General features: G+C 67.7%; 22 protein-coding genes. 3 read left to right on the top strand and 19 right to left on the bottom strand.

What is annotated here, in order from left to right; all coding sequences use genetic code 11:
• Positions 1 to 17 precede the first annotated feature (17 nt).
• The 10 genes from ACLJPY_RS36700 to ACLJPY_RS36655 all read right to left on the bottom strand — a co-directional run bounded on the left by ACLJPY_RS36700 (position 18) and on the right by ACLJPY_RS36655 (position 10,697).
• On the bottom strand, positions 18 to 356 hold the full coding sequence (locus ACLJPY_RS36700; protein WP_410595595.1) for a phosphopantetheine-binding protein: 339 nt from the start codon (positions 354 to 356) through the stop codon (positions 18 to 20).
• Entirely contained in the window at positions 283 to 2,640 is a 2,358-nt protein-coding gene (locus ACLJPY_RS36695) for a lantibiotic dehydratase (protein WP_410595594.1), read from the bottom strand. The genes ACLJPY_RS36700 and ACLJPY_RS36695 overlap by 74 nt, the downstream gene beginning before the upstream one ends.
• A complete protein-coding gene (locus ACLJPY_RS36690) occupies positions 2,637 to 3,893 on the bottom strand; it encodes a condensation domain-containing protein (RefSeq protein WP_410595593.1) in 1,257 nt (418 codons plus the stop codon). The genes ACLJPY_RS36695 and ACLJPY_RS36690 overlap by 4 nt, the downstream gene beginning before the upstream one ends.
• A gap of 50 nt (positions 3,894 to 3,943) precedes the next feature.
• The gene (gene folE, locus ACLJPY_RS36685) at positions 3,944 to 4,558 is read right to left on the bottom strand and encodes a GTP cyclohydrolase I (RefSeq protein WP_410595592.1); all 615 of its coding nucleotides are present in this window, start codon (positions 4,556 to 4,558) and stop codon (positions 3,944 to 3,946) included.
• Between the two features lie 264 nt (positions 4,559 to 4,822).
• On the bottom strand, positions 4,823 to 6,082 hold the full coding sequence (locus ACLJPY_RS36680) for a methylaspartate mutase (protein ID WP_410595591.1): 1,260 nt from the start codon (positions 6,080 to 6,082) through the stop codon (positions 4,823 to 4,825).
• Positions 6,079 to 6,528, bottom strand: a complete 450-nt coding sequence (locus ACLJPY_RS36675; protein ID WP_410595590.1) for a cobalamin B12-binding domain-containing protein — start codon at positions 6,526 to 6,528, stop codon at positions 6,079 to 6,081. Before ACLJPY_RS36675 ends, ACLJPY_RS36680 begins: the two co-directional genes overlap by 4 nt.
• Positions 6,525 to 7,313, bottom strand: coding sequence for an ABC transporter permease (locus tag ACLJPY_RS36670; protein WP_410595589.1), 789 nt, complete (start codon positions 7,311 to 7,313; stop codon positions 6,525 to 6,527). Before ACLJPY_RS36670 ends, ACLJPY_RS36675 begins: the two co-directional genes overlap by 4 nt.
• Positions 7,310 to 8,077 (bottom strand): ABC transporter permease, encoded by a 768-nt coding sequence (locus ACLJPY_RS36665; RefSeq protein WP_410595588.1) that lies wholly within the window; start codon positions 8,075 to 8,077, stop codon positions 7,310 to 7,312. The genes ACLJPY_RS36670 and ACLJPY_RS36665 overlap by 4 nt, the downstream gene beginning before the upstream one ends.
• 1 nt (position 8,078) lies before the next feature.
• Positions 8,079 to 9,080 carry an ATP-binding cassette domain-containing protein gene (locus ACLJPY_RS36660; RefSeq protein WP_410595587.1) on the bottom strand — a complete coding sequence of 334 codons (1,002 nt, stop codon included), beginning with the start codon at positions 9,078 to 9,080 and terminating at the stop codon, positions 8,079 to 8,081.
• A gap of 195 nt (positions 9,081 to 9,275) precedes the next feature.
• Positions 9,276 to 10,697: a nuclear transport factor 2 family protein gene (locus ACLJPY_RS36655; RefSeq protein WP_410595586.1), complete on the bottom strand. Its 1,422-nt coding sequence runs from the start codon at positions 10,695 to 10,697 to the stop codon at positions 9,276 to 9,278.
• A 433-nt stretch (positions 10,698 to 11,130) separates the two neighbouring features.
• Between ACLJPY_RS36655 and ACLJPY_RS36650 the strand changes: the two genes are divergently transcribed.
• Positions 11,131 to 11,313 carry a hypothetical protein gene (locus ACLJPY_RS36650; protein WP_410595585.1) on the top strand — a complete coding sequence of 61 codons (183 nt, stop codon included), beginning with the start codon at positions 11,131 to 11,133 and terminating at the stop codon, positions 11,311 to 11,313.
• A gap of 70 nt (positions 11,314 to 11,383) precedes the next feature.
• Here ACLJPY_RS36650 and ACLJPY_RS36645 read toward each other — a convergent pair whose 3' ends face one another.
• The 9 genes from ACLJPY_RS36645 to ACLJPY_RS36605 form a co-directional block, all read right to left on the bottom strand.
• A complete protein-coding gene (locus tag ACLJPY_RS36645; protein WP_410595584.1) occupies positions 11,384 to 12,553 on the bottom strand; it encodes a DDE-type integrase/transposase/recombinase in 1,170 nt (389 codons plus the stop codon).
• Between the two features lie 166 nt (positions 12,554 to 12,719).
• Entirely contained in the window at positions 12,720 to 14,450 is a 1,731-nt protein-coding gene (locus ACLJPY_RS36640; RefSeq protein ID WP_410595583.1) for an alpha/beta fold hydrolase, read from the bottom strand.
• A gap of 33 nt (positions 14,451 to 14,483) precedes the next feature.
• Positions 14,484 to 14,924: an RDD family protein gene (locus ACLJPY_RS36635; protein ID WP_410595582.1), complete on the bottom strand. Its 441-nt coding sequence runs from the start codon at positions 14,922 to 14,924 to the stop codon at positions 14,484 to 14,486.
• A gap of 96 nt (positions 14,925 to 15,020) precedes the next feature.
• Entirely contained in the window at positions 15,021 to 15,671 is a 651-nt protein-coding gene (locus ACLJPY_RS36630) for a response regulator (protein ID WP_410595581.1), read from the bottom strand.
• Positions 15,671 to 16,858: a sensor histidine kinase gene (locus ACLJPY_RS36625; RefSeq protein ID WP_410595580.1), complete on the bottom strand. Its 1,188-nt coding sequence runs from the start codon at positions 16,856 to 16,858 to the stop codon at positions 15,671 to 15,673. Before ACLJPY_RS36625 ends, ACLJPY_RS36630 begins: the two co-directional genes overlap by 1 nt.
• Positions 16,859 to 16,883: 25 nt before the next feature.
• Complete coding sequence (locus ACLJPY_RS36620) at positions 16,884 to 17,330, bottom strand: hypothetical protein (protein ID WP_410595579.1); 447 nt, start codon at positions 17,328 to 17,330, stop codon at positions 16,884 to 16,886.
• A 590-nt stretch (positions 17,331 to 17,920) separates the two neighbouring features.
• Complete coding sequence (locus ACLJPY_RS36615) at positions 17,921 to 18,142, bottom strand: hypothetical protein (protein WP_410595578.1); 222 nt, start codon at positions 18,140 to 18,142, stop codon at positions 17,921 to 17,923.
• 237 nt (positions 18,143 to 18,379) lie between these two features.
• Complete coding sequence (locus ACLJPY_RS36610; protein ID WP_410595577.1) at positions 18,380 to 18,670, bottom strand: hypothetical protein; 291 nt, start codon at positions 18,668 to 18,670, stop codon at positions 18,380 to 18,382.
• A 354-nt stretch (positions 18,671 to 19,024) separates the two neighbouring features.
• Positions 19,025 to 19,579, bottom strand: a complete 555-nt coding sequence (locus ACLJPY_RS36605) for a CGNR zinc finger domain-containing protein (protein WP_410595576.1) — start codon at positions 19,577 to 19,579, stop codon at positions 19,025 to 19,027.
• A gap of 177 nt (positions 19,580 to 19,756) precedes the next feature.
• Between ACLJPY_RS36605 and ACLJPY_RS36600 the strand changes: the two genes are divergently transcribed.
• A complete protein-coding gene (locus ACLJPY_RS36600) occupies positions 19,757 to 21,034 on the top strand; it encodes an MFS transporter (protein ID WP_410595575.1) in 1,278 nt (425 codons plus the stop codon).
• Between the two features lie 59 nt (positions 21,035 to 21,093).
• Positions 21,094 to 22,215 (top strand): epoxide hydrolase family protein, encoded by a 1,122-nt coding sequence (locus tag ACLJPY_RS36595; RefSeq protein ID WP_410595574.1) that lies wholly within the window; start codon positions 21,094 to 21,096, stop codon positions 22,213 to 22,215.
• The last annotated feature ends 1,037 nt before the right edge of the window (positions 22,216 to 23,252 follow it).

Genomic DNA, 23,252 nt, shown 5'->3' with positions numbered 1-23,252 from the left:
TGCGCTGGGTGCGGTGATCACTTCTCCACCGCCGCCCGATGGACCGAGTGGATGTCCTCGGCCTGGTAGATGGTAAAGACGTCGACGCTGGCGCCTAGGCGTTCGTCCAGCAGCAGCGACAGGAAGGCGGCACTAAGCGAGTCACCTCCGAGGTCGAAGAAGTTGGCGTCCGGAGAAACCCGTTCGATGCCGATCACCTCCGCGACGAGAGCGAGCGTTTGGCTCAGCGTTACCGTTGTGAGTTCCAAGGTGTTGCTCCGATCATCAGAGTGGACGGCGGCTCTAGACCGGAGTAGACGGTGGGGACACGCGCCGGTCGTAGCAGGCGAGGCGGAACTCGCACGTGTAGGTTTCACCTTCAGGACCAGGGAGCCAGGTCTGGTCGGTTGAGGGCAACATCTCTGTGAGTTTCAGTACGGGATTAGCGCTTGGCGCGGCATTCCTTACCACACGGCGAGTACTGGTCGCGAGAACGTCCACGAACACGGGTGAAGCAAAGTCGACAAAGGTGGGCTTGGTCTCACCCGGCACCTTGACGAAGACCTGACGGGGAAGTCCCAGCCGGCGGGCCCACGCCCGTGCCTGGGCGAACCTCTGCGCGGGGTCGCGCTGGCGGGCGAAGTCGAGACCGGTCGCGCGAACCTCCCAGCCCTCCCGGCTTATCACGGCACCGTCGATAGTGATCCTCGGCCGGTGTCCGTCGATCGGGAGTATTTCGAACCTGCGCAACAGCTGCGACTTCACGACTTCACCGAACAGGTCCACGGCGGGGAACTCGGTGCCGTCCGGGCACACCACCCACAGAGCACCGTCGTGTTCACGCACCTCGGCGTCGGCGCCGAGCACGATCTGCCCGTGCCCGGGCGGAGGTGTCTGAGGCACCAGGGTGATCCGCTGGTCAGCGTCCCGGATCAGGGCCGGGTGCGACCGCGCGGTGAACTGCGGACGGCTTTCCGGAGGCAGCACTGGCAGCAACCGCGGTCCTGGGAAGGCCAGGTCCACGCACTGCTCCAATTCGGCGGCATCGCGGTGACGTGCCACCAGAGTGAGGTAGTCGAGCGAGATCATCGCCGCGTGTACCTCGCCGAGCACCAGCGTGAACCTGCCGTGCTCGACGTCCTGCACGTTGGCCGCGACGAGCATGACGTCCGGACACACCATGCGGGCCTGGTCCCAGCCGCTGGCCGGAGCGGCGAAGAGCTCCTGGACCGACGAAGCGATCTGCTCCAGTCGGAGATCTACTTGGTGCTGTCCGTCACCCAGCGGAACCATTGTGTACCAGCGTTCATGGAACTCTTCCAATGCCTCAGATACAAGCGTGCCTAAAGACGCTCCGAACATCGTCATGCATGTCGTCCAGAAGGCAGCGGCATCGACCTGAGCACCCGATTTCGCCCCCGCCGCGTGCTGCGCGCGCAGGTATGCCTCGTGCAGACGTGGTCGCAGCAGCTCACCGATGCGCCACGTCAGCCAGCGAACGCTGTCGAGCACGGGTTCGAGTGGACGTAAGGCGTCAACGAAGGAAGAACCCATCCGTGCGGACAGGTCCCGGCGGCAGTCCAGGAACGCCAGCGTACGGCCGCCGTAAGCTTGACCGTCGTTACGCGTCGCGGGCGCACCTGTCTGCTCGACGTGGATTCTTTCCAGGCAAGCAAGTTCGTCCAGCAACTCATCCGGTCGGTCCCACACCGCTTGCAGGCGAGCTCTGGCGTCGACGAGCGCGCACACCTGCCGCATCGCGGACTCGCGCAGCGCCGGGTCGTCAATGCGCTCCACCACCGCCATTAACTCCTGCTCGGGCGCTGACGAGACGGCTAGCTCCAGACGCCAGATCACCAGGCGACGTCGGCGTAGCTCCTCGAGCTTCCCGTAGACCGCCTGTTCGTCCAGCGATCCGGTGCCGGCCACGCCGATGAGTTGGCGCGCCAGCTCCGCAGCGGTCCGGGTGCCGTCCGCAAGGCTGAGCATCCGGCGGCCGAGCTCGTCGACAACGACAGTGTGTCCGGACGCGAGCCGCACCTCTTCGGCTCCGACGTAAACGAGTGGACTTCTGCGCGGTCGCAGCCACGGGCGGAGGTCAGACATGGCCTCGATTCGGCGAGCCAGCAACTCCACCGGCCAGCGTTCCAAGTGGACAACAGCGTCTTCGGTCAGCTTCGAGCCAGCCGTGATCACAGACGCGGTGTGCCGCATGTCGATACCCGCCCACGAAACGGGTCCGAAGAAGCCAATGGACTCGTTCTTCAGGCAGTACCTCTGCCAGTACGCAGCGATCGTCTGCTCACGTGCCCGCTGCCTGCTGCTGGCAGCTCGGTCACCGGCGAGGCCGCGCAGGTACGGCGCGACGCCGGTGGCGAGGAAACGGGGGTTCTGCCAGGTGACCGCCAGACGGAACTGGCTCGACCGCGCGATTCCGGCGACCTCACCGCTGAGAAGCTCACTGGTTCGTTGCCACGCGTCCGCGTAGGCCTCCGAGTTGTAGGTCGACGCGTCCTCGGTGGCGGTGTCGGCGAGGCTGGCAAGATCGGGATCGGCTAGGAGGGCGACACCGTTGACGGGGAAGCCGGCCCCGCGCAGCATCATCGTCGGCCACAGACCCCAGTCGCCGATTTCCGGGGTGGGCACGGCGTCGGTTGTCACAGCTGTCTCCCATGTTCCTGATGGGCAACGCCCTTCCCCATGGTGCGAGCGTGGGACAGGAAGTTTGCGCGAAGGGTATCGAGCAATCGGCGCGCAAGCACCGGATCCACGTCGTCGGCGTCGCCGATTAACCGGAACATGAACCCGCCGGATGACAGCGGGACGATGTAGAGGGCGAGATAGTCTTGTTGTAGCACCGGATCCACGCGGTCGACGAAGGCGGACTCATCCAGCCCATCCACGGTGTCGGGGAAATAGTTGACCAACAGCTGTCGGCGACCACCGAGCCATCCGTGCTCGGGAGCCCCATCGGGAGCGCAGGTCCGCCACAGGTACTCCCACGGCGTGTGCTGGTACGGGAGAACCTCCCGCCATGCCTGCTTAGCGGCAGCAAGTGCGCCTTGAAGGGCGGCGAGTTCGCGATGGCGCAGCCGGATCGGCACGCACGAGTTGAGCCAGCCGAAGGTAGCCGCCGAGCTCGGTGTTCTCCCGCTGGTGACGATCCGAAGGGTAAGATCGTCCGATTTGGACAACTCTGCCGTCGTGGCCGCGATCGACGCCATCGTCAGCACGAACGGCGTGCAGCCGCTAGCCCGGCAGATCCGCGTCAGGTGCTCGACGTCGACCGGCACATGAACGCTGTGCCAGATGGTGCCCCGCCTCTGGCCCGTCGGCGCGTCGGCATACACGGGTAGGGGCGTAGCCTCGTTCGGCGAGCCTCCGTCCAGGTGTCGCCGCCAGAAGCCGGCTGCTGCCCGGCCGTGGTGCGTGCCGGGATTGAACTCGATTCGCTGGCTGTCGATCCAGTCCCGGTAGTCACCAGGGGAGCCGGGCTGCCGGAAGGGCACTCCGGTGGCAAGCTCCCGCCGCGCCAACGCGGCGCTGCGTCGATCGGCGATGAAATGGTCGAAAATTGCCAACCCGCTGCGCACAGGCCTCCCCGCATGGTCAGGGTGGCGGACCAGCCAGAACCGCCATCGAGGCTCTCCTGCCGATCTGGGGAAGTCGTGGTGGCGGCTCTCACTGATGAACCGCCGCACGTCCTCGGGTGAATCGCAGTCGTGGCGGGTCATCTCCACCCTCAACGTCCCGTCGAGGAAGGCTCCGTCCACGTAGTGGTCCAGAGTGTGCAGAGCAGCCTCGCGACTGACTAGCCACTGGCACCGCCGCACCAGCTCGGCGTCGGTCACTTCCTCGGGGACCTGGAAGTCGGTGTGAATCTCGCCGGCTCCGAACTGGGCCAGGCGCAGCACTAGTGACTCCTGTTGCCAGGACAGCGGTGCGCGACTCACCTGCGGTGGCATCACTTCAGACCTGCCAACGAAAGGAGCTGGTCGCGTTGCGAGGCGGACTCACGCAGCTCGCCGAACCACGCACTGTTGATGGTGTGGACGCCGGCCACCCGAACACCACGCAGAGCCATGCACGAGTGCTCCGCCTTGGTCACCACACCGGCGCCGAGCGCGCCGAGGTTCTCGTTGAGCCACGCCCCGATCTGATAAGTGAGCCGCTCCTGCACCTGTGGCCGCGCCGCGTAGTGCTCGACGAGGCGAGTCAACTTCGACAGGCCGATGACGCGCTCGCCCGGCAGGTATCCAACGTGCGCGACTCCGGAGAAGGGGAGCATGTGGTGTTCGCACAAGGTTCGGAACGGGATCTCGCACTGGAGCACGAGACCGGCACCTCCCTCCTCAATGCGGAAGGTGGTGGCGGTGAACTCGGCTGGAGTGATGATCTCGGCGAGTGCGCGGGCCATACGGCCCGGCGTCTCTTGCGTGGACGGGTGGTCGAGCGATACCCCGAGCGCTTTGAGCAGATCACCGGCCGCGAGTTCAGCCGCGATCAGGTCCTGGTTGGACCGCGCGGAGGTGGAGAAGTGCACGTCCGCGACAGCGGACGCGCTCCCGTTGTAGGACATGGAACTCGCCTTTCCGAGAAGTGGACTTCAAGTGCGTTTGTTCGAGACGGAGGCGGCCTGTGGCCTAGGGTCGATCCGTCCCCGACAGGACACGACGACGAACTCCGGGGGCCTGCGGCCGCGAGCCCGCAGCTCCACACTTGTTCCGCACCGACAGCGACACAGTTAGTTCGAACGGCTTCCAGGTGGTGTCCTGGCCGCAACTGTTGCGTTGCGAAGCCTCCTGCTTCACAGACAGCGGATCGCGGGTCAAAGTGTTCGTGGTCATCGGACTCCCCCTGGTTGGGGGCCATCGAAGCGGACAGCCACGTGAGCCAGATCGGCCAGCAGCGCGGCCGAGGTTAGAGGCGTGGTGCCGGTGCCGGGACGCAGCGGCATTGAGCCGACGGAAAGCCAGGCCAGCCGTCCGTTCGCGGCGATGCGGGAGACCGCCCGGCCGGGATTGTCGGGGTGTAGGCAGAACGGGACGTCCAGGTAGCCGCGGCGCAGCGCCTCCGTCAGGGCGGTGCCAGCGTCCGGCGACAGTTCGAGGGCCGCTTCGATCAAGGTGTGTGCGTCGTGCAGAACGGTATCGGAGCAGCCGTCGGTTCCGCGTGTCCGGTCGGCGGCCGCCGCCGTGATGTCGGCCGCCGCATCGAGCAGTGCCCTGGTGTTCTCCGCGATCGTCGGGATCCGGTGTGCCTCGGCGACAGTCTTGACGATCAGCCGGTCGGCGTGGCCGTCGGCGGCCAGCCGCGCGGCCTGGTGGCTCAGCGACCGCGCGCCGTCCGCGGTCCGCGGGAAGACGCCCATGTAGGTGTACAGAACGATGTGCCAGTCGATGCCGGCGAGATACTCACCAGCCAGAACCCGCAGCGCCCGCAGCGCCTCCCGGTCCTGCTCATGATTGGTCTGCTGGGTGTAGCTCAGTGAAACGCTGCGCAGGCCGTGCTGCCGGAAGAATAGTGCTTCCAGCACGCTGACCGCGATCAGCAGCTCCGGCGGGCAGAGCTGGCCCATCAGGCAGCCACCAAAGGTCTCCAGATGCGGCTCGATCCCGGGACCGCGCACGGCGGCAAGCAGCTCACAGGTCCGCCGCCAGTTGGCGACCGACTCGGACACCGGCGTCCGGCTGTACGGCAGGCAGTACGACAGCGGGCCGCCCTCAGTCGCGAACAGGCCGGCGCCGGTCATCGCCCGGACGATGTCGAGCGGTGTGGGGCAGCCGTGACGCACCTGGATCGGGAACTCCTCGAGGAGGCCGCGGACAACGTCCTCAGTTGTCCGCCGCCTGGCCGTGACGATGGGGTAGCCGTTGAGGCGCTCCCCCGCCGCGAGCGCTGCCCGTACGCCGGCATAGTCTCCGAGCCGCGTATAGCTGTCGACGGTGATCGTGCCGGCTGTGGCGGCCGGAGCTGCGGCCACTGCGATCAGCCCCGAGCGCATCCGGGCCGGATCGCCGAACCCCATTCGAGGCTGCACGACGACCTCGCCTTGGGCCCGGGCTCGCCGGACAAAACCGCCGAAGTCTCGTCCGCTGCTCATCGCAGGACATCCAGAGCCGGCGCAGCGGTTCGCAGGCCACGGGCAAATGTCCGGAAGTTCGCCACCGCGTCCTGTCCCTCGAATACCGCGTCGAATCCGGCTGCGATTAGCCTAGCCCGACGGGCGTCCACGCCGGCCTCCCCATCTGTGCCCAGCTTGCCCCCGATCACCGCGGGCAAGGTATCCAGGCCTGGTGTGCCGCGCAGTCGGCGGATCGCGCGCTGTCCGTCCATCCCGCCGTGGCCGTTGACAGAGCTCAGCACCAGCAGGTCTGGACGCAAGGTGCGGCAGGCACCAAGGAGCAGGTTGTCCGGTACGCACGCACCAAGGTTGTGCACACGGTACCCCGTCTCGGTTAGAAGCAGCTCGAGGAAGATCAGATTCCAGGTGTGCGAGTCCGAGGAGACCGTGCTCAGCACCACTTCCGGGGCGCGGGTAGCCGTCATGACGCGAAGTCGAGGGTGCCGGTTCGGCGCCCGCGCCGCATGATCGTGGAGACGGCGAGTAGGCAGACAGTCAGCCAGCCTGTGCCGACCAATGCCTCCTGCATGGTGGGCAGCAGCGCGCCCCGAAAATCGCCGGCTACCGCGAGTCGTACGGCCACCAGACCGTGGGTCAGTGGCAGCAGCGACGACACCCAGCGCAGCGGTTCCGGGTAGAAGTCCAGAGGCACGTTCACTCCGCACAACGTCATCAAGGTGACCAGGCCGACGTTGGTCACAATCGTCTCGATCGATCGGAAGCCGAGCAGCAGGCTACCGGCCAGGGTGCCGAAGCAGTACGCTGACGCCGCGACCACCGCGATCAGAATGATCACAACGGGCACCCGCGACGACGGCAACGGAGTTCCGAACATCACCGCAGTCACCAGCAGCGCGCCGGAAGCCGACAGCGTGCCGTCGAGGACCAGATACGCCCCCCTCGCCGCGAGCACCACCGCGGGATGGGTCGGACTAGCCGCCAGCAGCGGCAGAGTGCCTGCGCTGCGCTCCCAGCTGACCATGTTGACGGCCCACATGCCAACCATCGCGGCCAACATCACGGCGTTGCCAACCAACAGGAACTCGGTTTGCCCCGGGGCGCCGACCAGCCGGCCGACCAGGGCGAAGAAGCTGACCTGGGCGACCACCCGAACGAACCAGTTGGTTAGCCATGTTTTCCAGGTGAAGATGGACGTGTAGTCGCGGGCGCCAAGCCAGAACGCGCGACGGATCACCAGCAACAGAGTCATCGCAGTGCCAGCTCTCCGGTGCGGCGCACCTGGACGAGGATCCGCCGCAGCACGGCCGTCCCGGCGATGAGGGCAGCCGCTCCAAGCAGTGCGACCATAACGAGCCCGAGCAGGGGGTGCGGAACCGGGCCGGTGGCGATCCCGGCCCGCAGCAGGTCGGCCGACCAGGAGAGGAAGACCACCTTCGACAGGGGCTGGAGCCATCCGGGCAGCAACGCGACCGGCACGAGGATCCCGCCGAGCACATAGAATGGGAAGCTGGCCGAGTTGGAGAAGGTGACGGCGTTGCGGGCCAGTACGAACGCGGCGGCCATCAGCAGCGCGGTTGCCGCCGTAGCGAACAACGTCAGCGCGAGGGAGCCGACTAAGACGCCCCAGTGCCGGACGGTGACGTCGCTGTGCAGCGCATACCGGGCGAACAGCCAGGTCTCGGCGAACGCCACGATTCCGGGCAGCACCGTCGCAGCGACCCGGCCGAAGACCACCCCAGCAAACCCGGCGGGCGCCGACACGACGTATTCAAGGGTGCCCTCCCAACGGTCGGTCTGGATGATCCAACCGCCGCTGAACAAGGCAAACCACCACAATGACATGTAGAACGGCGCGAGCGAAGCGGCACCGGCGAGATCGCCGCGGCCGTTGTAGCTCATCACCATCGCGAAGATCCCGCCGTAGAGCGGCGCGATCAGCAGCGGGACGAGCAGGTCGGGATAGTGGCGGTAGAAGCGCAACTGGAGCAGGAATCCCGCGCGTACGGCAGTCATATCAGATCACCAGCCCGCGGTCGCCCATGAGCCTCACGTAGACGTCCTCCAGGGTCGGCCGCAGCGTACGCAGCGACGTGATCCCGCGGTCGGCCGCGAACCGCAGCAGGCCCGCGAAGTCCTCCTGCGAGCGCACGAGCACTCGTATACTGTTTTCGGCGGGGACGACCGACATGACGCCCGGCAGGCCGGTTAGCTCCGTGAGCAGAGCCTCACCGGCGCCGCCGAGCTCAAGGCCGTGTCCCGCGGAGACGAGCTCAGCCACCGCCAGTGGTGAGCGGGTGGCGACGATCACGCCGTCCCGAACGAAACTGACCCGGTCGCAGAGACTCTCGGCCTCGGCCATGTCGTGGGTGGCCAACAGAATCGTGCGTCGCTCCGCGCGCAGCTCACTGATCAGTGTGCGGAACTCGCGGGCGGCGACCGGGTCCATGCCCATCGTCGGCTCGTCGAGGAACAACACGCGTGCATCGCCGATCAGGCCGCGAGCCAGGTGCAGCCGCTGCTTCATGCCACGCGAGTACGTCTCGACCCGCGCGTCCGCCTTCGACTCAAGGCCGAGCCGATGCAGCAGCTGATCGGTGCGGGCCCTCAGCACCTTGCGTGGCACCTTCTGCACCGCACCCCAGAACTCGAGGTTCTGCCGCGCGGTAAGCCGGGTGTAGAGCCCGCGCTCGCCACCCATCACGACACCGGTCAGCCGACGTACCTCGTGGCTGCTGCGCACGACGTCGTGGCCGCAGATCGCGGCGTGCCCGGCGGACGGCAACAGGATAGTGCTGAGGATTTTGACGAGCGTGGTCTTGCCCGCGCCGTTCGGGCCGAGGAGCCCATGCACCTCGCCCGCCGGCACGCTCAGGTCGAGACCGCGCAGCGCGCGCACCAGCGGCTTCTTCTTGCGGGTGAACTCCCTGACCAGACCCTGGACTGCTATCGCGGGCACCACACATTCCAACGGTGCTGTCAGCTCCAAGACCATCGGGCTGCGGGTAACTACGGGCATCCAAGTACTCCTTGCGTGCGGTTCAAGGGTGGGCTGCCGGAATCGACTGCTCTCGGGGTTCGGCGTATCCCCTTCCCTGGGGCATCACCGGCACATCGGCATCGAGGAGAACGTGGTGATAGCGGCGTAAACCCTTCGGTGAAAACACCCGCGTGGCCGGACGAGGGGATCCCATCCGGCCACGTCGGATCCCCGCTATACCTGGGGGTGTCCGTTGGCGCTGGTTTCGGCCACCGCCTGCTTGACGTCCCAGTGCTCGACGACCTTGCCTGCATCGTTGAACCGCAGAGTGTCCTCTTCGACTGTTCCCCGGTCGTCCGGGTTCAGCTTGAACAGCCCCTGCGTGACCACCAGGTCACCCTGCGTCGTGATCCTGGTGATGTCAAGGGAGGCGTCCGGGAACTGCTTGACCACCGGTTCGAGAGTGGTGACGACGGCGTCACGACCGTCCGGGCCGTCCGGGTTGTGCTGGATGAACGACCGCGCGTCGAGGTATCGCTCGACGGTCTGGCGAACCGTGTGCTGATTCAGCAGGCCGTCAAACACCGCGATCGCGGCCTCGGCGTTGGCGCGTTCCCGCGGCGAGAGCCCCGTGCCGATCGAGTACGTACCACCGGTACCGGAGACCAGCCGGCCGAGCAAGACGTTCGGGTTCTTTCCTGTGGAAAACGCCGCGTTGGCGACGTACACGTTGCGGCCCTGCAGAGCGATAGCCGCGGGATTCTGCAGCCCGTCGACGGACGTCAGCACCGCCGTGTGAAACCCGTCCTCGCGGACCAGATCCACCTGATTGGCCGGGTTGAGGGTCACCAGCAGCTCGTCACCGACGTCGGTGAAGGCGAAGTCGTCGACACCGGGCAGGTTGCGGGCCCGGACGGTCACTGCGCCGGCCGCTCCGTACGCCGTAACCGGGACGCGGACGATGAGTCCCTGGTCGAAGTTCGACACCCAAAGCGCGCCGTTGTGCAACTTAAGGCCGTTGGCACCGAAGCTCGACACCGAGGCGAGGAGCTGGTCGGTCACCCACTTCTGGGCCGTTCCCCCCGCCAGCGGCGCACTCCACACCGTCTTGAGCTTGGAGTCACTGATGTAGACCTGGCCGCCGCGTTCGTCGATGGCGAGCCCGTTGGGCAGACTGTCGGCCGTCAACGCGACGATGCGCTCTGCGGCCTTGCCCGGGCGTAGCCGCCACACGCCGGTGAGGCTGGCGTCACCCGAGCTGTAGTTGACGTACAGCGTGCCGTCCGCGGTACGCGCGATTCCCGTGGTGGCTGGGAATCCAGTCCCCGGAGCGTGGTCCCCACCGGCCGGGCGAGGCAGAGTGGCCAGCACCCGGGCCGAACCGTCCTTCGCGATGTGCGCAACTTGACGCCCCTTTGCGAAGCTGACGTCGGTGCTGCCATCCGGCTCCACGACGATGTTTTCCGGCGTCTGCCCCGCGTTGAGGTCGAGCCGGGTCTGGATCCGCGTTTCGGCGATTCGGTAGTTCCCCTGCGTCAGCGGCCCGCCCGAAGGGGTGACCTCATACGATGACGCCACAGAACCGGCCGAGAGCGCGGCCGTCGCGGTCAGAGCCACCACCGGAGCCAGGAAGAGACGCGCTCGGATTCTTGTCATGAGTTTTCTTCTCCATCGGGTGCAAGGGGAGCCGTCTAGCTCGGGAGCCTTGCTTCACACAATCACGCTACATATGACCCGATAGTTACTGTCAAGGCAGACTACTGAGCCTCAGGTAACCACGCACGACGCCGAGTCAGGGAGAAAGGGAATCCCACACCGCCCCAGACCCGTCCACAAGAAAAGAGCGTAAATTCTGCACGGAAGAAAAGCTTCATCTGCACCGAGGATTTCACGAGCTGCTCGAACGCGGCGCCGTGAACCTTGTCGGATCGCACACGCCCAGGTGCGGCCTCACCGAGCCCAAGAAGATCACCAACCTCGCGGTACTGCAATACTTCACCTTCACGCCGCACCTAGTGTCGACACCGCTGGGCATGATGGCCACGTCGCTCCGTCATGGACGGCTACTTCAACCTTTCCGACACCCGGGGTGGAGCTTGACCTGGACGACGTCCAGGCCGCGCTGTCGCGGGTTGCCGGATGTTCGACACGTACTCCGGATTTCCGCCTCGGACTCAGCCTGGTCCGCCGGCCCGACATCGACGGCGACCGGCCAGACGAAACCCTCGTCTGCCGCGCCCGCCCGCGCGGAGACGTCGTCCTGGACCTGTGACTCGGCGAGCCCGTCGCGGCCCGTCGTGAGTGGCACGGCCCGTCGGAAGCCGCTGTGCTGTCTCGGGACCTCACAGACAGATATGTTTTAGGACTTCCCGGACAGTTTCTTGGTGGCGAGGCGTTGGTAGCGTACTGATCGGTCTAGCGTGAGCTGGCGGGCGACCGTGTTGTCGATCATGACGCTGACGCGGTCGCCTTGCTAGTAGACGGTGGCGCTGTGGTGTGCCCAGGTGCGGCCGAGGACGATGGAGCAGCCGGAGAAGGCGATCACGCCGGTGGCTGATACGGGCCGGGTGGTGGTGCCGCTGGGCCGACGTGCTCCGGTGGCGGGAATGGCTTTCGGGCGAGCGTCGTAACGCTGCTGGGGTGTGTCGCCATCGAGGCTTTGATGGCGCCGATGGTTGTAGGCCTGCCGGTATTGCTCGAGCAGGTCCTGCAGTTCGTCGAGGGTGTTGGCGGGTGGCCGGGCGGCGAGCCATTTTCTGCAGGGTCTGGTGGGCGCGTCCGTTCTTCCCACAGGTCTGGGGGTGGCGTGGGGTGGCGGCGATGGTGGTGACCCCGCGCGCGGCGAGCAGGCGTTCCAGTTCGACCATCCAGCCGCGGTGGCGGCCGGTGAAGGCCAGCCCGTTGTCGGACAGGATTCTGGCCGGCAGGCCGTAGCCGATGAACGCTCGTTGCAGAGCGGCCCAGGTGCCGGCGGTGGTTTCACCGGCGGCGGCGTAGGTGCCGACGTCGAGGCGGGAGTGGTCGTCCAAAATCTGGATGATGCAGACGGTGGTGCCGTCGGCGAGGTGATGTTCCATGCCGTCGATCTGCCAGCAGCCGTTGGGGTCGGCGTAGCTGAACCGCCGCCGGGTCTTGGGGCGTTTGCGTGGCTGGGCCACGATCTGGCCCCACTCGCGCAGGATCCGGTAGATCGACGCCCGGGAGGGCAGCGGGTGGCACCCGGCGTCCTGCAGTCGCCAGCGGATCGAGATCGGCCCGCTCTCCAAGCCGGCGTCGGCCAGTTGCTTGCGGGCTCGCAGCACCGCCTCGACCACCTCCAGCACGAGCGCGGTGGGGTGATGGTGCGGGGCGGTGCTGCGTCGGATGAACCCGTCGGAGACCTCGGCCCGGAACCGGGTCACATACCGGTAGAAGGTGTCGCGGGACAGTCCGTGCTCGCGGCAGAACACCGCGACGTTGATCTTCTCTCCGCTCGCGGCCCGAGCGACCGCGGCGACGAACTCAGGACGCATCGCAAACCCTGCTCTGCCCATCGCCGCATGATCGGTACAACCCACCCGATCACGACCCCGACAGGCCGGTCAGTGTCCGTGAGGTCCTGAGACATCAACTGTCCGACAAGTCCTGAGACTCAACACCGTGTTCTAACCCTGTTCCCACTCACGAGCGTGGGCTGGTTCAGCGGACCCGGTTCAGTTCGCCGATGCTGTGGCGCAGCGCGACCCGCACCGCAGGGTCACCGGCGGCGGCCGCATCGGCCGTCGCCACGTGGCCGCTGGCGACCGGGCCAGCCACCGGGAAAACGCGATCTTCACCCGGCAACGGCACTCCGGGGCAGGTGACCGAACCGGGCCGGGAGTTCGCGAGCAGGAACACGTTCACCATGCCGTCGACGCACGGGTTGCCACCCAAGGCGTACTGCCCGTGGAAGGCAGCGTCGTCGACCGAGACCAACGGGACCCCGGCGGCGCGGACCGCCGAACGCGCCTGCTCGTAGCCGGTTTGCGGATCGAACTCGCCTTGGATCACGAGCACGTTCCCGGCCACCTCACGCGGGAGCTCGGTCAGGACCTGTCGGGGCCGCTCGGACCAGAACCCGCACGGCTCGGTCAGACCGTAGGCCCAGCCGTAGATCGGGTACTGCGGGCCCTGCCGGTCGGAAAGGCGCTTGTACCAGTCGGCGCTCATGGTCGGCTGGTCACCGCACGCCACCGCGTACCGCGTCCCGGGAACCTTGCGGTAGTCCGGTTCCGCCGCCGCCAGCCCCGCGACGACGTCGGCGCCGGTCAGCTGGGCCAACGGCTTGCCGAACGCGGCCGCGGACCAGGTGTCCAGCTGTCCGGCGAGCGCCGCCGGCGGGGCCTGAATGGACTTGCCGTCAAGCTGCGCGGCTCCGGCGACGAGGAGCGCCGCGTCGAGGATCCACCGGGTTTCGTTGCCGTTGCCGGTGAACAGGGCGTCGAACTGGTCCGGCGTCACCCCCAGCCCAGCGTAGAAAGCACGCAGCCGTTCGATCTCCTGCTTCACCGCGGCGGGGGAAGCGCCGAGCTGGGCCGGAAACTGACGAGACAGCCACGGCACGAAGACGTCGTCCGTCTGCCGCTGCCCGATTTTCGGGAACGCCTCGAAGTCGGCCTGTAGCCTGCCTTCGAAGTCGACGCTCGAGTCGAGCACCACCTTGCCCGCGCTGCCCGGGAACAGCGACGCGTACTTGGCGCCGAGCCAGGTTCCGTATGAATAGCCGAGGTAGTTCAGCTTTTCGTCGCCGAGCAGGGTCCGGATCAGGTCCATGTCGTGCGCGGTCTGCCACGTCGTGACGTACGGTGCGACCGCGTTGCTCTGGCACGCCTCCGCGATCGCCCGCGGCGTCTTCTGGTGCTCGGCGATGCTGGTCACCGACCGGTCGCGCGCGTCGAGCGGCCCTTGCGGCAGCCGTCCGGTCGGGACCTGACAGACGAACCCCGCGTCGGCGGTCCCTTCGTGCCCGGTGCCGCGCGGATCCATGCCGATGAAGTCGTACCGCTCGTTCACGCTAGGCTCGAGGCCCGCCAGCGCCCCGGCGAGCGAGCTGCCCTCGCCGCCGGGTCCGCCCGGGTTCACCAGGAGCGCGCCGAGGCGTTCCCCCGTCGCCGCGACGCGGCTTATCGACACGCTCAGGTCAGCCCCGGAAACCGGGTTCGCCCAGTCTCGCGGCACGGTGATCACCGCACACTCAGCGGGTTTCGCCCCAGCGGCAACGTGAAACGGGCACGCCCCCCACGTCACTTGCTGTCCGGTGTAGCGGTCCGGCGTGGCCGCGGCGGCCGTCCCAACGGGCATCGCCGGAACCGCGAGCAGCACGGCGGCTACCAGCAACCGGCTCGCTGTCTTCTTTTTCACGTAATATCCCTCCTCCGGGTGAATGATCACCCGGGAGTATGGCGCGCGCTCACCGCGCCGGGATCAACCAAAAGTACGAGGAGATGCCGGATCGACACACACCACAAGAGTCCGCGCCACCAGGTCGCCGATCCGCTGCCGCCGCCGGGACACCACGATGCTGACGACCGCCACCAGCCCGAGCAGCAACCCGTCGACCGTCATCAAGAGCCACCGGAAGACGTAGGCGCGCGCCTTCGGCCGGCCGCCCCGCAGGGTTTCCACTCGCAGCCCCATGACCAGCATGCCCGGTGTGACGCCGCCCCGGCGCAGGGGAACCCAGATGTGGATCAGGGCGTCACACGCGTAGTTGACCGCGATGAACGTGATCGCCGGACCCCAGAAGAACGCCTTCGGCGGCACCCACCCCCACCGCAGCAAGGGGATGGCGATGAGTCCGGCCGCGAGCGCGGCGAACATCCCCACGCCGGCGGCGAGCGCCTGGTCCAGCGCCGCTTGTACCACCCGGCGGCCCACCATCCTCAGCCGTTCCGGCACTTCTCGCCGGCGGCTTGGATGCTCTCCGCGCTGACCGCACACTCGCCGAGTCTCGCACACCGTTCAACCCAGCAACCCACGCTGCCACGCCCAAACGGCGATCTCCGTCCGGTTCCGCAGTTCCAGCTTGCGCTGCACACTCGCCAGGTGCGTCTTCACCGTCGACAGCGAAACCCGCAAGTCGTCGGCGATCTCCGCGTTCGTCCGGCCGCGGGCGACCGCGAGCACCACATCGGACTCACGCTCCGTCAGCAGGCCCGGCGTCCCCTGCGCGCGCTGCCGCGCCTTCTCGGTGAACCGGGCCAGCAGGCGCACGGTCACCGAAGGCGACACCATCGCCTCCCCGCTGGCCGCCGCGCGGACCGCTCCCACCAGCAGCTGCGGTCCCGCGTCCTTGAGCAGGAACCCGCTGGCGCCACCGAGCAGGGCCGCGTAGACGTTCTCGTCCGCGTCATAGGTCGTCACCACCACCACCCGCAGCGGATGCGCGACAGCGGGGCCGGCCAGTAGCTCGGTGGCCCGCAGACCGTCCACTTTGGGCATCCGGATGTCCATCAGCGTGACATCGGGCCGCAGCTGCCGCGCCAGCCGGACCGCGCTCTCGCCGTCGGCGGCGTCGGCGATCACCTCGATGTCCGGCGCGGCGTCTAGTACCAGCCGGAACCCGGTGCGCACCAGCACCTGGTCGTCGGCGACGAGCACCCGGATCGTCATCAGAAGCCCCTCGGAAAGGCTTTGAACGGGGAATCCTCGCCACCGAGCGGTAGCCGTGCCACGACAACCCAGCGCGCGCCGTCTGCCGGCCCCGCGGTCAGGCTGCCGCCGAGCATGGCCAGCCGCTCGGCCATACCGATGACCCCGAACCCTTCAGAGGCGGACCGGGACGTCGCGGGGACGCCGTCGTTGCGCACCTCCAGCACGAGGTCGTCGGCCTCGACGCGAGCGGAGACGACCACCTCGCTCGCGGCCGCGTGCCGGCGGGCGTTGGTCAGCGCCTCGGTGACCACGCGGTGGACGGTCGTGGCCACCTGTGACGGCACCGGCAGCTGGTCCAGTTCCTCGGCAACGACCACGCGCGCGGACGGGTCTGCGGCCGCGCGCACGGCGTCACCGAGCAGGGCGCCGGAAAGCGGGGGCACGTCTTCAGTATCCCGCAGCATCCCGACCAGCCGGCGCGCGGCGGCCAGTGCCGCGCCCCCGGCTTGCTCGATCTCGCGGTAGACCGCAGCGTGCCCGCCTACGTCCGCGTTCGCCTCCGCGATCGCCCGGGCGGCCTGCACGCGGACGACGATCCCGCTGACGTGATGGGACACCAGGTCGTGCAGTTCCCTGGCCAGCTGCAGGCGTTCCTGGCCGCGGACCCGGTCGAGCGCGTCGAGCTGCCGGCTGTCCGCCGCGCGCAGGATCAGCCCGACCCCGAGACAGGAACCCCAGTACGCTGCGGCGGCCACGGCCAACAGCGTCTCCGGCTGCCCGGCGCCGTAGCGCAGCAGGGGCGCGGCGATCATCACGGCACCGAGGACCGGTGCCAGCGCGGCAGTGTGCTTCGGCTCAAGCTTGCGGCCGACTGTGGCGGTGAGCAGACCGGAGGCCACGATCTCGGCGATCGGTGGCTGGCTCCACGTTCGGGCGGCCACCGACACGACGGTGCTGAGCGCCGACAGCGCGGCGACGACGCTCCCCAGCACACCGACGTGGCGGGGAAAGCGCCGCCGCAGCACGGTCAGCACCGGGATCGCTGTCCCCGTCGAAGCCAGGACCCCGATCAGCGGCGCGGCCCAGCCGCCGCTTCCGGCGGGGACGCGCAGCACCAGCACGACGTCGGCGACGACCGCCGCGGCCAGCACCGCGAGTTCCGTGCCGAGCATGCCACGCCGGGGCCGAGCTCCCGCTCTGCGCATGGCCGTCATGATCCCGCGACCCGGCTCAGCCCGCGCGCCGGACCCCGGCGATGTAGCGGTTGGACGGCGACAAGTAACTGAGCACGGTCGCGACGATCGCCACCCCACAGCTCAGGTAGCCCGCCCACGAAGGTTCGGTGGTGAGCAGCGAAGCGGCCTGCAGCAAGGTGAAGACGGTCAGCGTGACACGGGCCCAGTTGCGGCCGGTCTTGAGCTTAAAGGACAGCCAGAGGTAGACCAGCGCGATGACGACGGCGATGGCGACCGGGACAGCCTGCGCTAGCGATGTGAGCTGGTCGAGCCGGTCCGGCGGCAGCGCGGGGTTCGCCCGGCGCAGCGCCGCCGCGATCTCGTCGCGCCCGGTCAGGACTAGCAGCCCGCCGGCGATCGCCGAGACGGTGGACACCAGGAAGCCGAAGAAGGCGGCAATGATCGTGTTGGGCGGGTTCTTCCGCACCGTTTCGGTAGTCATACCGAGGAAGTTAGATCTCGCCGCGACCCGCCACAAGTTGAGCTGAGTACGTCTCGTACTTTCGGCCGAGGCGACACGCCTTTCGCACCGTGGCGGGCAGCCGACCGGGCGAGAACAGGTCGTCGTCCGGCTGGCCCTCGTCGGCGAACCCGACGTACTTGGCGTCGGGTCGCGCTCCGCTGAGCCGAGGATCCGCGCCCCGGCGCAGTTGTGTCCGGTAGCGTCGGCGATGCGCAAAAATGGTTGAGAGAGTAGGCATCGGATCTCTAGTAGCGTGAAACCGATCACGCCCGGCGTGATTAAGGATCGACAGGGTGCCGCGAGGCTGGGCATAGCACGCGGTCGGGTCTCCGGGAGTTTTCGATCACCTAGTTCCGTAGGTCGTTGCGGACGCCGTCGATGTCCCAGTCCGCCCAATACAACAACCTTTGCGTACCAACAGCGAAACCTCACCGGCCTGCTCGGCCACCGTCTAGTGACCGCGCCCAGCTGAATCCGCCGTTGTTGCAGAGGTAGAGCCGCCCATCCGCGGGCCGGCGGCCGCACCGTTTGGGCCACCGGGGACGTCCAGGATCCGGTTGACCCGCCCGTCAGGAAAGATCCGCGCGATGGTCCGGCCGCGGATCTCGACGGCCAAGACCGACCCGTCCGGGCGCCACGACCGGGCCCTCCGGGAAGCTCAGTCCTTCGGCTACGAGCTTCATCGCCGTCAGGCGGGAATCTTCTTTCGGCCGCTGCAGTCGCGCGATTTCGAAGCGGAAAATGCCATAACTCTCAGCCCTTTCAGGCAAGCGCTTGCTGACGATCCACACGAGCGACGGAATTTGCCGAGGTCCTCAAGGGACAGCCGGCTCGTCCCCCGCACCCCCAGCGTCGCGGTGGCAACCACCGAACCACGGCCGTCCGTGGAGGCAGCGGTCGTAGCACTCGAAGGCTCCCAACCGGGTAAGCCACGAGAGCCGCTTTCCGTACCCGCACCCACTGCTCCGCTCCGGATGGCCTCGTCACCGTACGGTCGAGGTCGGCGCTCATGCTCGCCCCTTCGTCGGCTACCGGTTACTCGCGATCACGAGCTCACGGGTTTCGGCAGGCGGCTCCTCGGTCCGGCAACTGAAGCGGTCGACCGCGATCTTGAAGACTACCCGCTGCTGGCCAGCGGCCAGCAGCTCCGACATCGGCTTGCTACCGCGGTACTTGGTCACCAGCTTGGCGAAGTGCTCTGCGTTGTCGTCGGACTCGTGGGCGACGACACGGCCAATGATGGTCACACACTGGTATGGGTTCAGCAGCGAAGTGACGCACACCGAGACGCGAGGTCCGCCAGCAAGTGCTTCGTCCATGCGCGGCCGGTTACCCCGTTGACGACGACGACGTCGCCATCGAGGTCAACCCAGACCCGGGTCACCGCGGCGCTGTTGTCGGAGCGGATCGTGCCTAGGTAAGCGAAGTTTCGACCTTCGATCATGGACCGGCATTCGGCGGTCAGCTCTGGCATGGTTTCTCTTCCTCTTGCGGTCCGGTCTTCGGACAGGCCGAAGCAGCCCCGCGAAGAAGCGCGGGCTGAGAGCAAACGCTTCCACCGAATCGGACTCTCTGGTTCGTCGGGTTCCGGCAGGCGGAACGTTAGTCGGTACCGGGCGCGTGGGCGTCGAGCATCGACCCGCATGGACACCGACCGGTTGCCCGCCGGGCACTCAATTCGAAATGCGCCGGCTCCGGTATGCCGAGACACTGGCCCGGTGCGCGCAGGCCCGGGTGCAGAACTGCTTCGAGCCGTTGCGCGAAAGGTCCACGAACGTGCCGCGGCAATGCGGTCCGGCACACACACCAAGACGAGCCGGACCGAGGGTCGCGATCACGGAAGCGAGCGCGCCGAGCGTGATCGCGGCCAGGTGCGCCGAGCGGCGATCACTGCCGGAGGCGGCTTCGATCCACCAGTGCTCGCCGTCGTGACGCAGGACCGGGCTCACGTCGCTGCCACGCAGACCGTCATTGATCAGCGCGGCAGCGCCCGCCGCGTCGGTGCCGGCCCGTTCGAGCACAGCACGCACCGACTCGCGCAACGCGCGAACCTCGTCCAGGTCGGCTCGGGTGACGGGCCCTCGCCCCTCGGCCAGGAGGCGGCTGTCAAGAAAGTCTCGTAGCTGCTCTACGGTTTCCAACGCATCCTCCCCCTTGACCGGTTTCAGTGTGTTTGCGAGATCGACGGCGATCTGGACCGCCGCCGCGGTTTTACCGGCATCCAGCATTTGACGTGCCTCCCGGTGTTCCGTAACGTACCGTAGCGTGACACTCGAAGCAGCTATTGCGTGTTACATGGTAACCGAAGGGAACTGACGATGTCGCGGACGATCCCCTCCGGCGGGGCTCGCTCCGACGGATCGACCCAAGCCCCGGACGGGCGTCGGCTCGGCTTGGTGTTGGGCATGCTGGTGCTGCCGATGTACGTGGCGCTGGGCGCACCATCGGTGGCGCTGCCGACCATCGGGCGGGCGCTGGGAGTGCCGTTCGGGGCCACGGCTTGGATCCTCGCCGCCTGGTCGCTGACCTCCGCGCTCGCGATGCCGGTCGCGGGCCGACTGATGGGCCGGTGGAACCCCTTCCAGGTGCTCGTCACCGGCGTCATCGCGCTCGTGGGGGGCTCCGCGCTCGCGGGAGTCGCGCCGACACTGCCGGTCGTGATCATCGGCAGGCTGAGCGGCGGTGCCGGGGCGGGCGCGACCGTGATCGCCGTGTTCGCCGCCGCGACCGCCCTTCCCGGCCGAGAACGCACCCGTACCCTAGGCATCATCGCGGTCGCCAGCGCGACGGCGTCAGGATCCGGGACATTGCTGGGCGGAGCGGTGACCGCGTGGCTGGGCTGGCGTGCCGCGCTCGCGGTCCCGGTCGTCGCGCTGCCTCTCCTGCTGGCCGCACTGCCGAGCAGACGAGCATTGACGCGGACGACAGGCGGGTCGGGCGCACCGTTCGACATCGTCGGCGCGGCCGTGTTGTCGGTACTCGCCGGCTCGGTGATCATATTGCTGCAGGCACACTCGGTTGGCCTGCCCGCGGCGGTCATCGTCGTCGTGGCGGCCGCCGGAGCGCTCGCCGCCGCGGAGCTGTGGCGTCGCGTGCGAAAGACACCCGACGGGTTCGTGCCCCGGAGGGTGGTCACCACCCGCGGCTTTCCCGCGACCGGTCTCATCGGCGGAACGGTTTACTCCGGGTACTACGGGGTGCTGTTCCTCGCGCCGTCCTTGATCGAGCAGGCCACGGGTGGCGGAGCATTGGAAGCCGGTCTGCTCCTCGTCCCGGCCGCAGCCTGCTCCGTGCTGACCGGACGGCTGATCGGCGCCTTGACCGGCCGGGTGACCGGCTGGCAGTTGTCGGCCGGGCTCGCGGCAGTCACCGTCGCCGGTGTTCTCGTGGTCGCCGCCTTCACCGGGCCGATCCCGGTCATCATCGGCACCGCGCTGACCGTGTGCGGGTTCGCCGGCGCCCAAGCCGTCCTGGTGGGGCTCGCCACGGACCTGGTCGCCACGGATGACCGCGACACCGCGCAAGGCCTGCTCAACTTCATGAACGCCCTCGGGGGCGGGATCGGCCCGGCCGCCGTCGCTGGCCTGTCCGGCATCGTGCCGGTGCCGGCGGCTCTCGCCCTACTCGCGGCTCTTCCCCTGTGCGGACTGGTCGTCAGCGTGACCCGGCGGCCCGGTGCCTGAGCCGCGAACTGTCCACTCTGGACCCGATGAACGCCTTTACGTCGAAAGGAGCCCTCTCCATGGCCGCCAAGCCGTTCGAAGTCAGCATCACCGAGGCCGAGATCGCGGATCTGCGTGACCGGTTGCGTCGCACGCGGTGGCCCGAGCCCGAGCCGGTCGACGACTGGTCGCAGGGAACCCCGCTGGCATACACGCGGGAACTCTGCCGCAGCTGGGCCGAAGACTATGACTTCGGGTTCGCCAAGCGGCTGAACGTCTTCTCGCAGTACCGCGACATCGTCGACGGGTTGGGCATCCACTTCCTGCATGTCCGCTCGCCGGAGCCGGACGCGTTCCCGCTTGTGCTCACACACGGGTGGCCGGGTTCGGTGCTCGAGTTCCTCGAGGTCATCGGCCCGCTCACCGACCCGGGCGGACACGGAGGGGACCCGGCGGACGCCTTCCACGTGGTCGCGCCGTCGTTGCCCGGATACGGCTGGAGCGACAAGCCCGCGACGACCGGGTGGGGCGTCACCCGCACCGCGCGGGCCTGGGACACGCTGATGGTTTCGCTGGGTTACCAGCGTTACGGCGCGCAAGGAGGCGACTGGGGTTCGGCGGTGTCCGGCGCTCTGGGCGAGGTGGCGCCCGAGCACGTCGCCGCCGTGCACCTCAACCTGGGATCCGTCGCAGCGGGCACCTTCGCCGACCCCACACCCGCCGAGCTGGCGAACCTCGAAGCCGAAGAGGAAATGCAGCGCACCGGCCGGGGATACTCGGCGATCCAGTCGACCCGCCCCCAGACACTCGGCTACGGCCTCACCGACTCCCCCGCCGGCCAAGCCGCCTGGATCGCCGAGAAGTTCCAAGCCTGGACGCACCACGACGGCAACCACGAGGACGCGGTGTCGCGGCAGAAAATCCTCGACGAAATCTCGGTCTACTGGTTCACCGCGTCGGCCACCTCGTCCGCGCGCCTGTACTGGGAAAGCTTTACCCACTTCCGGGACAAGGTCACCGCACCGACGGGACTGTCGGTCTACCCCCGAGATATCACCCGCCCGTCGCGGAGGGAGGCGGAGCTGCGGTTCACCGACCTGCGCTGGTTCGAGGAAATGCCACGGGGCGGCCACTTCGGTGCCCTTGAGCAGCCGAAGTCACTCGTCGAGCAGGTACGCGGCTTCTTCCGCCTCTTCCGGTGATCGTCAGCCTCGGCGCGTGCCCCGGCTTCGGGCGGCGCCGCCCGCCGCAAAATCCCGCCAGCCTCAGCCGCAAGGGACTGTGCCTTGGAGACCGTGCTAAATGCCTCCGCCGCCGCAGGAATCACCGGTACACCTTTGGCGCAGCTGGATCCATGAGCACCACACCCGCCCGTGAGAAGCGGCACAACTACGGGGTACCCGCATTCGCGGAGTGGTCCCCCGCCCGTTACGCTGTTGCACAGGGAGACCAGCACAGTCGCTTCACCTGGTTGATTGTCTTCATCAGCGCCTTGGTCTCTGGCCCTACGACGACGCCACGGAACCGGCAGAGAGCGTCCGGCGGTACCAGCGCCGGGCAAGAATACGCTCGGATTCGTGACATGACTTCTCCCAGTGAAATACACGAGAGCGGTCGAGTTCAGGATCCTTGCTTCCCTAAAGTAAAGCTATGTGCGAACCGTTATTTACTGTCAGGGTCGACTATTGAGTCCCGGGTAGCCGTTGCGCGATCGATCAATCTGCCGTCGCCGCAGGAATAGGTCGGGTAACGCACGGGTCCAGGAGCAGTATGGATGCCGGTCGTACGGCGACAACCGGAGAGCGGCAAGGCCGCCGACAGGAAAGACCACGGATCGCAGGAGTCTGCTGAAGATCGGTGCCGGGGCGGCAGTCGCCATCGCCGGATCCGCGCTGCTGAACGCACCGGCGGCCGCGACGACGACGCCCGACCTTCCGCCTGTGTCGGGGATGCTCGGCGACCCGCGGACGAACGAACTCTGGTACCGGCTCGACGAGATCTCGATGTACCACCGACACCAGAAACCAACGACGCCTGAACACCTTCTTCGGCTACGTCGATGAAGGAGGCATCTACGCGAAGTGGCTCGCTTTCAGTGAAGAACCAGGCTACCCGTGGAACTACGCCGAGTACCTGAGACCCGTTGAGCAGCCGTTGAGGATGCTATCAACCCTCCAGCTGGACAACTTCGACCGCTACTACTGCGGCGACGACCATGGACTGATCGCAGCCTCGCCGC

It is taken from the genome of Amycolatopsis sp. lyj-23, assembly GCF_046549135.1.
Lineage (GTDB): Bacteria > Actinomycetota > Actinomycetes > Mycobacteriales > Pseudonocardiaceae > Amycolatopsis.
The sequence above is the reverse complement of the archived record's forward strand: the minus strand, read 5'-3'. Positions and strand labels throughout refer to the sequence as shown.

Coding starts and splice junctions, on each gene's coding strand:
- folE (WP_410595592.1), bottom strand. CDS start 4,558: ATGTCCTACAACGGGAGCGCGTCCGCTGTCGCGGACGTGCACTTCTCC.
- ACLJPY_RS36680 (WP_410595591.1), bottom strand. CDS start 6,082: ATGAGCAGCGGACGAGACTTCGGCGGTTTTGTCCGGCGAGCCCGGGCC.
- ACLJPY_RS36675 (WP_410595590.1), bottom strand. CDS start 6,528: ATGACGGCTACCCGCGCCCCGGAAGTGGTGCTGAGCACGGTCTCCTCG.
- ACLJPY_RS36670 (WP_410595589.1), bottom strand. CDS start 7,313: ATGACTCTGTTGCTGGTGATCCGTCGCGCGTTCTGGCTTGGCGCCCGC.
- ACLJPY_RS36665 (WP_410595588.1), bottom strand. CDS start 8,077: ATGACTGCCGTACGCGCGGGATTCCTGCTCCAGTTGCGCTTCTACCGC.
- ACLJPY_RS36660 (WP_410595587.1), bottom strand. CDS start 9,080: ATGCCCGTAGTTACCCGCAGCCCGATGGTCTTGGAGCTGACAGCACCG.
- ACLJPY_RS36655 (WP_410595586.1), bottom strand. CDS start 10,697: ATGACAAGAATCCGAGCGCGTCTCTTCCTGGCTCCGGTGGTGGCTCTG.
- ACLJPY_RS36645 (WP_410595584.1), bottom strand. CDS start 12,553: ATGCGTCCTGAGTTCGTCGCCGCGGTCGCTCGGGCCGCGAGCGGAGAG.
- ACLJPY_RS36630 (WP_410595581.1), bottom strand. CDS start 15,671: ATGACGATCCGGGTGCTCGTCGCCGACGACCAGGTGCTGGTGCGCACC.
- ACLJPY_RS36625 (WP_410595580.1), bottom strand. CDS start 16,858: ATGCGCAGAGCGGGAGCTCGGCCCCGGCGTGGCATGCTCGGCACGGAA.
- ACLJPY_RS36620 (WP_410595579.1), bottom strand. CDS start 17,330: ATGACTACCGAAACGGTGCGGAAGAACCCGCCCAACACGATCATTGCC.
- ACLJPY_RS36610 (WP_410595577.1), bottom strand. CDS start 18,670: ATGGACGAAGCACTTGCTGGCGGACCTCGCGTCTCGGTGTGCGTCACT.
- ACLJPY_RS36605 (WP_410595576.1), bottom strand. CDS start 19,579: ATGCTGGATGCCGGTAAAACCGCGGCGGCGGTCCAGATCGCCGTCGAT.
- ACLJPY_RS36600 (WP_410595575.1), top strand. CDS start 19,757: ATGCTGGTGCTGCCGATGTACGTGGCGCTGGGCGCACCATCGGTGGCG.
- ACLJPY_RS36595 (WP_410595574.1), top strand. CDS start 21,094: ATGGCCGCCAAGCCGTTCGAAGTCAGCATCACCGAGGCCGAGATCGCG.